Raw genomic sequence first — 13,002 nt, 5'->3', positions numbered from 1 at the left:
GTCCTGACAGGAGCATCACATGAAGGTTGGTATCAGGATCCCCGGCGCCGGTCCCTGGGCCGGACCGGACGCGATCAGCGAGGTCTCCCGCTACGCGGAGAAGATCGGCTTCGACTCGCTGTGGATGACTGACCACGTGGCCCTGCCCACGAAGGTGGAGACGGCCTACCCGTACACCGCCGACGGCAAGTTCCTCTGGGCGCCCGAAACCCCCTACCTGGACTGCCTCACCGCGCTGACCTGGGCCGCGGCCGCGACGGAGACCGTCGAGCTGGGTACGTCCTGCCTGATCCTGCCCTGGCGCCCGCTGGTGCAGACGTCGAAGACGCTCGTGAGCATCGACGTCCTGTCCAAGGGCCGGCTGTCCGTCGCCATCGGCGTCGGCTGGATGAAGGAGCAGTTCGAGGCGCTGGGCGCGCCCTTCAAGGACCGCGGCCGCCGGGTGACCGAGATGGTCAAGGCCATGCGCCAGATGTGGACCGAGGACGAGGTCTCCTGGGACGGCGACTTCTACAACCTGCACGACTTCATGATGTTCCCCAAGCCCGTGCGGGGCACGATCCCGGTCTGGTTCGCCGGCTACAGCGAGGCGTCGCTGCGCCGTATCGCCGCGATCGGTGACGGCTGGCACCCGCTGGCCGTGGGCCCGGAGGACTACGCCGGCTACCTCGCCACGCTGAAGTCGTACGTGGCGGAGGCCGGCCGTGACATGAGCGAGATCACGCTCACCGCGCGCCCGCTGCGCAAGGCGCCCTACAACGCCGAGACGATCGAGGCGTACGGCGACCTCGGCGTCACGCACTTCATCTGCGACACCTCGTTCGAGCACGCCACGCTCGACTCCGCGATGGAGGAGCTGCAGGCCCTCGCCGAGGCGGTCCTGCCGACCGCGCACCGCCTCCCCTGAGGCCCGAACGAAAGAGAGCCGATCATGCGTGCACTGACCTCCAGTGTTCCGCTGGTCCTCGGTGACCAGCTCACGGACGCCTCGAACGGAGCCACGTTCGAGACCGTCAACCCCGCCGACGGCAGTGTCATAGCGAAGGTCGCCGAGGCGACCGTGGACGACGTCGCCCGCGCCGTCCAGGCCGCGCGAGCCGGCGCCAAGGCCTGGCAGCGGATGCGGCCTTCGCAGCGCACCCGCCTGATGCTGCGCTACGCGGCGCTCATCGAAGCGAACAAGGAGCGGCTCGCGGAGCTGCAGACCCGCGACATGGGCAAGCCGATCCGCGAGTCCGCGAAGATCGACCTGCCGGTCATGGTCGAGACCGTCGAGTACTTCGCCGGGCTGGTGACCAAGATCGAGGGGCGGACGACCCCCGCCCCCGGCCGCTTCCTGAACTACACCGTGCGCGAGCCGATCGGTGTGGTCGGTGCGATCACCCCGTGGAACTTCCCCGCCGTGCAGTCGATCTGGAAGATCGCGCCGGCGCTGGCCATGGGCAACTCCATCGTGCTGAAGCCGGCGCAGCTTGCGCCCCTCGTGCCGGTGGCGCTGGGTGAGCTGGCCCTGGAGGCCGGCATCCCCGCCGGTGTCGTGAACGTCCTGCCGGGCCGCGGCTCGGTGGCGGGCAACGCGCTGGTCCAGCACCCGGGCGTCGGCAAGATCACCTTCACCGGTTCGACCGAGATCGGCCAGGAGATCGGCAGGATGGCGGCGGACCGGCTGATCACCACCTCCCTGGAGCTGGGCGGCAAGTCGGCACTGGTCGCCTTCGCGGACGCGTCCCCGAAGGCGGTCGCCGACGTGGTCTTCACGGCCATGTACGGCAACCAGGGCGAGACCTGCACCGCGCCCAGCCGGCTCCTGGTCGAGCGCCCGATCTACGACGAGGTCGTGGAGCTGGTCAGGGCGCGGGTCGACGCGGCCAGGGTCGGAGACCCGCTCGACCCCGAGACGGAGATCGGTCCGCTGGTCAACGCGGCACAGCGGGACTCGGTTCACTCCTACGTGGTGTCGGGTGCCGAGGAGGGTGCCCGTCTGCTGGCGGGGAGCACCGAGGCTCCGGCAGACGGTCCGGGCTTCTTCTACCAGCCGGCGCTGTTCGCGGACGTGGCCCCGGACATGCGGATCGCTCGCGAGGAGATCTTCGGCCCTGTCCTCGGCGTACTGCCGTTCGAGGGTGAGGAGCAGGCGATCGGGCTGGCGAACGACACGATCTACGGCCTCGCGGCCGGCGTGTTCACCCGCGACGTCGGCCGGGCCCTGCGCTTCGCGGGGACGCTGGACGCCGGGAACGTGTGGATCAACAGCTGGGGCGTGCTCAACCCGGCCTCGCCGTACCGCGGGTTCCGCCACAGCGGCTACGGCAGTGATCTCGGGCGCAGCGCGATCGAGAGCTTCACGAAGGAGAAGAGCGTATGGGCACGTCTGGACTAGCGCCGCAGGGCGCCGACGTCCCGGTCGTCGCCCGCCTGCGGGACCTTCGGGGTGTCTCCCGGTGGTCGCCGGCCGCGGACTACTCGATCGCGCAGGACGCGCTCTTCGCGCAGGATCCGGACGCGGTGGCCGTGCTCACGGCCGGACCGCAGGAAGTCGGCGAGATCACGTTCGGCGAGGTCCAGGAGGCCGCGCTGCGGGTCGGCGATGTACTGCGGGCGCAAGGAGTCGCTCCGGGCGACCGGGTCGCGCTCTACCTCGACCCCTCGCCGGCCGCGGCGGAGGCCGTCTTCGGAGTGCTGGCCGCCGGGGCGGTGCTCCTTCCGATCCCGCGTCTCATGGCCGGCGGCTCGGTCGCTCACCGCCTGAGCGACTCGGGGGCGAAGGTGCTCGTCACCGACGGGCTGGGTCTTGACCGGCTGCGGTCGACGGGCTGCGACGTCGAGGGCCTCGCCGTGCTGACGGTCGACGGGACCGAGGGGAGGGGGATTGCCGGCCGTAAGGTCGACGACCACTCCGCCGCACCCTGGCCGGCCGGTCCGACGACCCCCGCGCTGCTGATGTACACCTCGGGCACCAGCGGTCCGCCCAAGGGCATCCTGCACGGCCACCAGGTGCTGCTCGGCCACGCCGGAGTGGACTACGCCTTCGAGCTGTTCCAGCCCGGGGACGTCTACTACGGGACGGCCGACTGGGGGTGGATCGGCGGCCTCATGCTGGGGCTCCTCGTCCCGTGGTCGTTCGGCGTCCCGGTCGTCGCGCAGCGGCAGACGCGTTTCGATGCGAACGCCACGCTGGAGCTGTTCGAGCGGTGCGGCGTCACGACCGCCTTCCTGCCGCCTTCCGTCCTGCGCCTGTTGCAGGCGAACGGCCGGACGCCGGAGCGCAGGCTGCGTGCCGTCGTCACCGGCGGCGAACCGGCGGGGCGCTCGGAGATGGCGTGGTCCCGGCTGCACCTGTCGCAGGCCGTGAACAAGGCGTACGGCCAGACCGAGGCGAACGCTCTCATCGGTGACTCGGCGGCGCTGGGCTCCGTCGACGACGACACGATGGGCGCCCCGTATCCGGGTCACACCATCGCCCTGCTCGGCGAGGACGGCCGGGAGGTCGCCCACGGTGAGGTCGGCGAGATCGCCCTGCGGCTTCCCGACCCGGTCGCGCTGCTGGGGATCTGGGATGCGAGGACCGAGGGGCCGGTACCCCCGGCCGGCGAGTGGCACCGGACGAACGACCTGGCCAGGCGTGCTCATGGACGGCGCCTGGAGTACCTGGGCCGCGCGGACGACGTCATCAAGAGCCGCGGCTACCGGATCGGCCCCTCGGAGATCGAGGACGCCCTGGTGAACCACCCGCTGGTGGCCGAGGCCGCCGCGGTCGGCATCCCGGACGACAGCATCGGCCAGCGGGTGAAGGTCTTCCTGCGGTTCACCGGCGGCGAGACCGGCGGCGAGGTCGGGGAGGCGCTCCGCGCGGAGCTGTGCGACCTGGTGGCCGCCACGGTCGGTCCGCACGCCAGACCCCGGGAGTTCGAAGTGGTCTCGTCCCTGCCGAGGACGGAGACCGGGAAACTCCTGCGTCGCGAACTCGCTCCGGCCCCGCACTGACCGGGCCCCTTCCGAGGCACCACCGCCCGAGACGGCGTCCGGCGGCGTCCGTGCCCGGTTGTCACACACAGACACACATCACGAGAGGGACCACCTATGCGTAGATTCTGGCATGTCGGTCTCAACGTCACCGACATGGACCGCACCATCGAGTTCTACCGGCTCGTCGGCTTCGAGGTCGTGCAGGACAAGGAGGTCGACGACGCCAACCTCGCGCGGGCGTTCATGATCGACCAGGGCAGCAGGCTGCGCTTCGCGCACATGCGCCTGAACAACTCGCCCGACGAGGCGCTGCTCGACATCATCGAGTGGCACGACGTGCCGGCGACCCGCGAACGGGCCGTCGCCGACACCGTCAACCCGGGCCTGTGCCGCTTCTCGATCCTCACGGACGACATCCAGGGCGAGTACGACCGACTGAGCGTCGCGGGCGTCAAGTTCCTGCACACCCCGCAGACCGTGATGGCTCCCGACGGGGTGAACGGCTGGAAGATCCTCTTCGCGGCGGACCCCGACGGTACGCTGTTCCACTTTGTCGAGTTGGTAGGGGACTCAGCCAAGCACTGAGGCTTCCCTGACCGGAAAGTAGGAGACGTGGCGAAGGGGCCTTCCGAATCCAGCGACGTGGTCGCCGACGACGATGCCGAGCAGGGAGCCGGGGTTCTCGTACCGGCGGTGTCACGCACGGTACGGGTACTCGACCACCTGGTCCGGCATGTCGACGGGGCGACGGTCACCGAACTCGCCAAATCATGTGGGCTGGCCAAGAGCACGGCATCGAACCTGATCCGGACGATGGTCAGCGAAGGTCTCATCGAGTACGACTCCGACACCCGGCGTTACAACCTGGGACCGCTGCTCGTGGAGTACGGCGTGGCGGCGGTCACCAGGACCACCCCGGTCGCGGAGGCGCGGCCGTTCATGGAGCGGCTGGCCGAGCGGACCGAGCTGGCGTGTCTCGCGATCTCGCCGATGCCCGACGGGCACTTCACCGCGATCGCGAAGATCGAGAGCCGCAAGGACATCAAGATCACCATCGAGATCGGCTCCCGGTTCGACCGGGACGCGCCGCTGCTCAGCCGGCTGACCGACGCGTGGCATGACGTCGTGCCGGCCGCGGACGACGATGCGCGCCGCGAGGAAGTGCGCTCCCGCGGTTTCGGAGTCGTCTTCGGGGAGTACGCCCCCGAGCTGAACGTCATGGGTTTCCCCGTCTTCGACCGTGACGGGCAGCCCTGCCTCGTGATCAGCCTGCTCGGCATGGGAACGGATCTCACGCCGCAGGACATCGACGAGTTGGCCCCCTACCTGGTCACCGCCGCGCGTGCCATCACCGTGCGCAGCGGCGGCCGGGTACCGGCCGACTACCCGGAGGCCGGACCGGAGGGATCCGCCGGCTGACCCCATCAGACCCACAGGACCGGCGCCCGCACGCCGGTCCTGTGAACCCGCACCGCCGGTCGCGGGCACTTCCTTGAGGAGCACGAACCATGGACAGCCACACCATCGCCGTTGTGGGAGGTACCGGACCACAGGGCAAGGGCCTGGCCCTGCACTTCGCCCGCGCCGGCCACAAGGTCGTCATCGGATCCCGCTCGGCCGGGCGCGCCGAGGAGGCCGCGGCCGAGATCCGCGCGCGTGCCGGCTCGGCCGTCGACGTGCTCGGCCTCGACAACAAGGGTGCCGTCGAGGCGGCCGACGCGGTCCTGATCGTCGTGCCGTGGGACGGCCACGAGGAACTGGTCGCGGCGCTCGCGCCGGTGCTGGCGGGGAAGCTGGTCATCAGCTGCGTCAACCCGCTCGGCTTCGACAAGCGCGGCGCGTACGGCCTGGACGTCGAGGAAGGCAGCGCCGCCGAGCAGACGCAGAGGCTCGTGCCCGACGCCGTGGTCGTCGGCGCCTTCCATCACCTGTCCGCCGTCTCCCTGTGGGAGGCCGAGGGTCCCCTCGGGCACGAGGACGTCCTGGTGGTGGGTGACGACAGGGACGCCAAGGAGAAGGTCGCCGCCCTCGCCGCGACGATCACAGGCCGGCCCGGCATCGACGGCGGGGTCCTGCGGCTGGCCCGTCAGCTGGAGCCGCTCACCGCCGTCCTCATCAACATCAACCGGCGCTACAAGACCCGTTCGGGCGTCTCGGTCTCCGGGATCCCGGCATGATCCTCGAACTGCGCGAGTACACCGCGCTGCCGGACCGGACCGAGGACCTGCACAGGCGCTTCGCCGACGAGACCCTCGGCCTCTTCAGGGATTTCGGTCTCGACCTCAGGGGTTTCTGGCATGTCGTCGACGATCGACGGCGGATCTACTACCTGTGTGCGTTCGAGGATGTGAACGCGGCGATCGAGTTCTGGGATGCCTTCAGGGCGGATCCGCGGTGGATCGAGCTGAAGGAACGCAGTGAGGCCGATGGCCCGCTGATCGAGGAAATCGTGAGCACGTACCTCACCGAACCCGAGTACGTGGCGGCTCATCGCTGAATTTCCGGCGGGGCCGGATGCGGTCGCGCATGCGGCCCCGCCGTGACCGGCCGACGGTCGTTCAAGCCTCGGCCGGAATGGATTCGCAATTCCCTTTTATCCATTGCCGTGGACACTGTTCACCATCGTGAATCGAGAGTCGATGATCAAGGGCATTCAGCTACACGCCTGGGCAGGTGGACCGAGCCTGGTCGAGGTCGCCGAGGTCGCCGCTCGGACCTTCGAGACGATCTGGGTCACCGACCAGATGCAGTCGCGAGGAGTGGGCGCCGTCCTGGGGGCGATCGCGGCCAGGACCGGTGCGGGTGTCGGCACGGCGGTGACGTTCCCGTTCGGGCGCAACCCCCTGGAACAGGCTTCCACGATGGCCACGTTGGCCGAGTTCATGCCGGCCGGCCGCCAGGTGAGCATGGGGATCGGCACCGGCGGTGGCCTGGTGAGCGCCCTGATGGAGCGGCAGCAGCCCGTCGGCCGCGTCGCCGAACTCATCAGGTTCTGCCGCGCGCTCTGGCGGGGTGAGAGCGTCCGCATGGGCGACTACCCCCTCACCTGCGCGGACCTGGGTCTGCGTGCGGAGGGCCGGGCGTCCCTCGACTGGGTGGACGACCCCGCGGTCCGGGTGATCGTGGCCGGCACGGGTCCCAAGATCCTTGAGATGACGGGCGAGCTGGCCGACGGTGTGATCTGCGCCAGCAACTTCCCGGCACACAGCCTCGCGGCCTTCCGCAGCGGCCAGTTCGACGCGGTCAGCAACCTCGACCGCCTCGACGCCGGCCGGGAGCGCAGCGACCGCCCGGAGCTGACCCGTATCTACGGGGTGAACGTGTCCGTCTCGGCGGACCGCGACCGCGCCAACGCCGCCGCCCGCCGGCAGGCCGCCCTGATCGTCTCCCAGCAGCCGCACGAGAGTCTGCAGCAGGTCGGCTTCGAACAGTCCGACTACGCGGCGACCCGTGAGGCCGTCCACACGGGCCGGGGCATCGCCGCCGCGGCCGAACTCCTGCCCCAGCACGTGGCCGACCAGCTCGTCATCTCGGGAACTCCCGGCGACTGCATCGCGTCGCTCGCCGAACTCCTCGAGTACGCCCGCGGGGCCGGCTTCACCGAGGCATACGTCGGAGCCCCCGTCGGTCCCGACCCGGCGGAAGCCGTGGACCTGCTCACCACCGAAGTTCTCCCGGAGCTCATATGAACGCCGTCGCGGACGAGACACCGCTGTGCCTGTCGGAGACCGGGGGCGGCGTCGCGACGGTGACGCTGAACCGCCCCGACGCGCGCAACGCCATGAACATCCCGCTGCTCCAGCAACTGGTCGCGGCGCTCAAGGGCGCCCGCGAACAGGGTGTCGGCGTCCTGCTGCTGAAGGCCGAGGGCCCGGCCTTCTGCGCGGGTGCCGACGTGCGGTCGGACGACGGCACCGCGATGGGCCGGCCGGGCCTGCGCCGGCAACTGATCGAGGAGGCGTGCGACCTCGTCGAGGCGTTCCCCGCCTCGGTCGCCGCCGTGCAGGGCCCGGCCGTGGGCGGCGGGTGGGCCCTGGCCGCCGCCGCCGTGGTCACCCTGGCGGCTCCGGGCGCGATGTTCCGCTTCCCGGAGCTCCGGCTGGGCTTCCTGCCCCCGGACCAGACGGTCCGCCGCCTGCGGGCCGCTGTCGGTCCCGCCGCGGCGTTCCGGCTGCTGGTGGCAGACGAACGTTTCACCGGGGACGACCTGGCCCGGCTGGGCCTGGTCGACGTGGTCGGGGCCGCGGACCTCGGCCACCGGGCCCGGCACCTCGCCGAGCAGTTCGCGGCCGCGCCGTCGGATCTTGTCCAGACCCTTCGGACGGCTCTCACCACCTGATTTCCCCCGCGGCGACCGCACCGTTCGGACCACCCGATCCACCGGCCGCCCGATCCCCTCCGGAAAGGCGACAACCATGAGTGCGAACCCCTTCATCGAGTCCGAGGACCAGGAGCAGTTGCGGGCCACGGCCCGTGCGGTGATCGCACGGCACGCTCCGCAGCGTGACGTGCGGATCTGGGACGAGGAGGGCTCCTACCCCGAGCACCTCTACCGCGAGATCGCGAAGCTGGGCTGGTACGACATCGTCGCGGACGACGAGCCCCTCGAGGGCATGGCCGGCCTGCTGATCGCGCTGTGCGAGGAGGTCGGGCGGGCCAGTTCCGATCTGGTCGCGCTGCTGAACCTGAACATCAGCGGGATCCGCGACCTGATCCGCTGGGGCACCCTCGAACAGCAGGAGAAGTACGCCGAGCCCGTGCTGCGGGGCGACGGCCGGTTCTCCATCGCGGTCTCGGAGCCGGACGTCGGCTCGGACGCGGCGAGCGTGGCGACGACCGCGGAGCGCGTCGAGGGCGGCTGGCTGCTGAACGGGCAGAAGACGTACTGCGAGGGCGCGGGGATCCCGGGCACGGTGATGGAGCTGTTCGCGAAGACCGGCGACAGCGGCCGCAAGCGGGACGACCTCGCCGTGTTCCTGGTCCCCTCCGACCACCCGGGTGTCGAGATCCGCCGGATGCCGGCCCTGGGCCGCAACATCAGCGGGATCTACGAGGTGTTCCTCCACGACGTCCTGGTCCCCGACGAGGCCCTGCTGGGCGAGCCGGGCCAGGGCTGGCAGATCCTCAAGGAGCGGCTGGTCCTGGAGCGGATCATGATCAGCTCGGGGTTCCTGGGCAGTGTCGGACAGGTCCTGGACATGACGGTCGAGTACGCCAACGAGCGCGAGCAGTTCGGGAAGACGATCTCCTCGTACCAGGGTGTGACGCTGCCGCTCGCGGAGATGTTCGTCCGCAAGGACGCGGCGCGCTGCGCGGTGCAGCGGTCGGCGGCGTTCTTCGACGCGGGCCTGCCGTGCGAGACGGAGAGCACGATGGCGAAGTTCCTGTGCGGCCAGATATACGCCGAGGCGTCGGCGCTGGCGGTCCAGCTGCAGGGCGCGTACGGCTATGTCCGCGACCACACCCTGCCGATGCACCACTCGGACGGAATCATCGCGCGGGTCGTGGCCGGCCCGCCGTCGGTGCAGCTGAACTTCATCGCGCGGTCCATGGGCCTGCGCGGCAACTGACCATGCCTGAGCGTCCATGTGAGGAGACCGCGGTGACTTCCGCACCCGTACGCCGTGCGCTGGCCAGGGCCAGGGCGGGCAAGAACATCGACCGCCGGGAGGCGGCGGCCCTGCTCGGGGCGCGCGGCGACGACCTGGCCTCGCTGTGCGAGGTCGCGGGGTCCGTGCGCTCCGCGGGTCTCCTCGACGCGGGGCGGCCCGGCATCGTCACCTACAGCAAGAAGGTGTTCGTACCGCTCACCCGGCTGTGCCGGGACCGGTGCCACTACTGCACCTTCGCGACCACCCCGGGCCGGGTCGAGGAGGCCTACCTCACGCCCGGGCAGGTCCTGGACATCGCCCGCGAGGGTGCCCGACTGGGCTGCAAGGAGGCCCTGTTCACGCTCGGGGACCGGCCGGAGGACCGCTGGAAGGCCGCCCGGGAGTGGCTGGACGCGCACGGCTACGAGGACACCCTCGCGTACGTGCGGGCGATGGCGATCCTGGTGCTGGAGGAGACCGGCCTGATCCCGCACCTGAACCCCGGGGTGATGAGCTGGACGGAACTGCAGCGACTGAAGCCCGTCGCGGGGTCGATGGGCCTGATGCTGGAGTCGACGGCACGGTCGCTGTGGTCGGAGCCGGGGGGCTGCCACTACGGGTCCCCGGACAAGGACCCCGCGGTGCGGCTGCGGACCATCGAGGACGCCTCCCGCAGCAGTATCCCCTTCACGACGGGGATCCTGATCGGTATCGGCGAGAGCGCCGAGGACCGGGTCGAGTCGATCCTGGAGATCCGCCGCATCGCCCGGCAGTACGGGGCGGTCCAGGAAGTGATCGTGCAGAACTTCCGGGCCAAGCCCGACACGGCCATGCGGGCGGTGCCGGACGCGGACCTGGAGGAGTACCTCGCGGCGATCGCGGTCGCGCGCATCCTGCTGGGCCCGAAGACGCGGATCCAGGCCCCGCCGAACCTGTCCGACCCGGACGAGCTGCGGCTCCTGCTCGCGGCCGGCGTCGACGACTGGGGCGGTGTGTCGCCCCTGACGCCCGACCACGTCAACCCCGAACGGCCCTGGCCGCACCTGGAACGCCTCGCGGAACTGACCGCCGGGGCCGGATTCGAACTGCGTGAACGCCTCGCGGCACAGCCGGAGTACATCCGCGCGGGCAGCCCCTGGGCGGACGCCCGCGTCCAGCCGCACCTGCGGGCACTCGCCGACCCGGACACCGGCCTCGCCGCCGACGTGCTGCCGGTGGGGATGCCGTGGCAGGAAGCAGCCGAGGCCGTCTCGTCCGGGCGTACCGACCTGCACACCGCGATCGACAGGGAAGGCCGGCTCACCACCGCGCGCGGTGACTTCGACAACGCGTTCGGCGACTGGCAGGTCCTGGCCGACCAGGTGCACGACCTCCCCACCGGAGCCGGCGCGGGTGCACCGGAGCGCCTCGACAGTGACGTCGCCGACGCCCTGCGGGCGGCCGAGCGGGACCCGGCGGGCCTTACGGACGGACAGGCGTTGGCGCTGGCCTACGCGGACGGTCCGGGGCTCGACGCGATGTGCAGGCTCGCGGATCAGGTCCGCCGGTCCGCCGTCGGAGACACCGTGACCTACGTGGTGAACCGGAATGTCAACTTCAGCAACGTCTGCTACGTCGGCTGCCGGTTCTGCGCGTTCGCGCAACGGGAGACCGACGCGGACGCCTACCGGCTGTCGCTGGGCGAAGTGGGCGACCGGGTCGAACAGGCCTGGGCCGTGGGCGCGACGGAGGTGTGCATGCAGGGCGGTATCGACCCGGCCCTGCCCAGCAGCGTCCACCACGACCTGGCCCGCGCGGTCAAGGAACGCTGCCCCGACATGCACCTGCACGCCTTCTCCCCGATGGAGATCATCAGCGGCGCGTCCCGGATGGGGATCTCCGTCGCCGAGTGGCTCGCCGGGGCGCGCGAGGCGGGGCTGGACTCCGTCCCGGGCACCGCCGCGGAGATCCTCGACGACGAGATCCGCTGGATCCTGACCAAGGGCAAACTCCCCGCCGCGGAATGGATCCGGGTGGTGAAGACCGCGCACGGACTGGGGATCCCCACGACCGCGACCATGATGTACGGGCACGTCGACGAGCCCCGGCACTGGGTGGGGCACCTGCGCACCCTGGTCGGCATCCAGCGGGAGACGGGCGGGTTCACCGAGTTCGTACCGCTGCCCTTCGTGCACCACTCCTCCCCGATCTACCTCGCCGGGATCGCCCGGCCGGGCCCCACCCACCGGGACAACAGAGCCGTCCACGCCCTCGCGCGCCTGCTGATGCACGGGCACATCGACAACATCGAGTGCTCGTGGGTCAAACTGTCGCCCGAGCAGTGCGTGCAGATGCTGCGCGGGGGCGCCAACGACCTGGGCGGGACACTGATGGAGGAGACCATCAGCCGGATGGCGGGCTCGACGAACGGGTCGATGAAGACCATCGCGGACATCGAGGCCCTCGCCGCGGCCGCCGGCCGGCCGGCCCGGCAGCGCTCGACGACCTACGGCCAGGTCAGCGCGGAACGCGCCGAAGCGGCCCGCCGGTTCGACACGGAGGTCCACCGGGTCGTGCCGCTGAGTGTCGGATTCGTACGATGACCACCGGCCGGCCCGGCCGCGGCCGCGCGGACGGGGGTACGCACGGCCGGGCCCACCACCCCGCCGACAGGGACGGACACCGCGACAACCGTGCGCGCGGTGAGGTGCGTTGGGCCGTCGTCGTCCCGCAGAAGGACCTCCGCCTGGCGAAGAGCCGCCTCGCACTCGACTCGCCCGACCGGCAGCGGGTCGCGAGCGCCCTGTTCCGCGACACCGTGGCCGCCGCGCAGCACACGCCTGGCGTGGCCACGGTGATCGTCGTCGTCGACCGGATCCAGGACCTCGAACCCGTCGCCGGTCTCGGTGTCGGACATGTCCTCGGGACCGGCCCGGGTCTCAACGAGGCACTGCACCAGGGAGAACGGGCCGCCCGTGCCGGCCACCCCGGATGCGGTGTCGCCGCGCTCCCCGCCGACCTGCCGCTGATCGAACCCGCGCTCCTCGGCCGGGCCCTGGCCGAGGCCGGGGCCCACGACCGGGCGTTCCTCCCCGACGCGGACGACGAGGGCACCACGCTCCTCACCGCCCGTCCCGGACACGCGCTCGGTCCCGTCTACGGAATCGGCTCCCGCGAGGCCCACCGCCGTTCCGGCGCCGTCGAACTGACCGGACCCGGCCTCGCCGCGCTGCGTTACGACCTCGACTGCCTCGCCCACCTCGCCCTCGTGCCACCCCCGGCACGACACACCCACCTCTCCGACGTCCTCGCCCGTCTGCGGCCCGTACCGTCCCTCGTGGACGCTTCGTACCTCCCCGGCCTCCCCGGCCTCCCCGGCCGTACCGCGCCGCCGGGCGTCGTACGTCACCCGCCGCGGGCATGAGAACGACCTTGGCGGCCGGAGAGATCGAGGGTGCCCGGCCGC

Annotated in this window: 12 protein-coding genes; all 12 read left to right on the top strand. The window is 71.1% G+C overall.

Annotated features, from left to right (window positions below):
• Positions 1 to 19: 19 nt before the first annotated feature.
• Positions 20 to 907, top strand: coding sequence for a TIGR03619 family F420-dependent LLM class oxidoreductase (locus tag ACFXI4_RS13800; protein WP_095856956.1), 888 nt, complete (start codon positions 20 to 22; stop codon positions 905 to 907).
• Between the two features lie 24 nt (positions 908 to 931).
• Positions 932 to 2,380: an aldehyde dehydrogenase family protein gene (locus tag ACFXI4_RS13795; RefSeq protein WP_384990170.1), complete on the top strand. Its 1,449-nt coding sequence runs from the start codon at positions 932 to 934 to the stop codon at positions 2,378 to 2,380.
• Entirely contained in the window at positions 2,362 to 3,984 is a 1,623-nt protein-coding gene (locus ACFXI4_RS13790; protein ID WP_384990169.1) for an AMP-binding protein, read from the top strand. Before ACFXI4_RS13795 ends, ACFXI4_RS13790 begins: the two co-directional genes overlap by 19 nt.
• 96 nt (positions 3,985 to 4,080) lie before the next feature.
• A complete protein-coding gene (locus ACFXI4_RS13785; protein ID WP_384990167.1) occupies positions 4,081 to 4,551 on the top strand; it encodes a VOC family protein in 471 nt (156 codons plus the stop codon).
• A gap of 27 nt (positions 4,552 to 4,578) precedes the next feature.
• The gene (locus ACFXI4_RS13780) at positions 4,579 to 5,385 is read left to right on the top strand and encodes an IclR family transcriptional regulator (RefSeq protein WP_384990165.1); all 807 of its coding nucleotides are present in this window, start codon (positions 4,579 to 4,581) and stop codon (positions 5,383 to 5,385) included.
• An 89-nt stretch (positions 5,386 to 5,474) separates the two neighbouring features.
• Entirely contained in the window at positions 5,475 to 6,143 is a 669-nt protein-coding gene (gene npdG / locus ACFXI4_RS13775; RefSeq protein ID WP_384990163.1) for an NADPH-dependent F420 reductase, read from the top strand.
• Entirely contained in the window at positions 6,140 to 6,463 is a 324-nt protein-coding gene (locus tag ACFXI4_RS13770) for an NIPSNAP family protein (RefSeq protein ID WP_121417694.1), read from the top strand. Before npdG ends, ACFXI4_RS13770 begins: the two co-directional genes overlap by 4 nt.
• A gap of 142 nt (positions 6,464 to 6,605) precedes the next feature.
• On the top strand, positions 6,606 to 7,655 hold the full coding sequence (locus ACFXI4_RS13765) for an LLM class flavin-dependent oxidoreductase (protein WP_384990160.1): 1,050 nt from the start codon (positions 6,606 to 6,608) through the stop codon (positions 7,653 to 7,655).
• Complete coding sequence (locus ACFXI4_RS13760; protein WP_121417695.1) at positions 7,652 to 8,305, top strand: enoyl-CoA hydratase/isomerase family protein; 654 nt, start codon at positions 7,652 to 7,654, stop codon at positions 8,303 to 8,305. The genes ACFXI4_RS13765 and ACFXI4_RS13760 overlap by 4 nt, the downstream gene beginning before the upstream one ends.
• A gap of 76 nt (positions 8,306 to 8,381) precedes the next feature.
• On the top strand, positions 8,382 to 9,536 hold the full coding sequence (locus ACFXI4_RS13755) for an acyl-CoA dehydrogenase family protein (RefSeq protein ID WP_121417697.1): 1,155 nt from the start codon (positions 8,382 to 8,384) through the stop codon (positions 9,534 to 9,536).
• 2 nt (positions 9,537 to 9,538) lie between these two features.
• Positions 9,539 to 12,139 carry a bifunctional FO biosynthesis protein CofGH gene (locus ACFXI4_RS13750; RefSeq protein WP_358582807.1) on the top strand — a complete coding sequence of 867 codons (2,601 nt, stop codon included), beginning with the start codon at positions 9,539 to 9,541 and terminating at the stop codon, positions 12,137 to 12,139.
• A complete protein-coding gene (gene cofC / locus ACFXI4_RS13745) occupies positions 12,136 to 12,960 on the top strand; it encodes a 2-phospho-L-lactate guanylyltransferase (protein ID WP_384990159.1) in 825 nt (274 codons plus the stop codon). Before ACFXI4_RS13750 ends, cofC begins: the two co-directional genes overlap by 4 nt.
• The last annotated feature ends 42 nt before the right edge of the window (positions 12,961 to 13,002 follow it).

Source organism: Streptomyces sp. NPDC059224 (genome assembly GCF_042754285.1).
GTDB lineage: Bacteria > Actinomycetota > Actinomycetes > Streptomycetales > Streptomycetaceae > Streptomyces.
The sequence above is the reverse complement of the archived record's forward strand: the minus strand, read 5'-3'. Positions and strand labels throughout refer to the sequence as shown.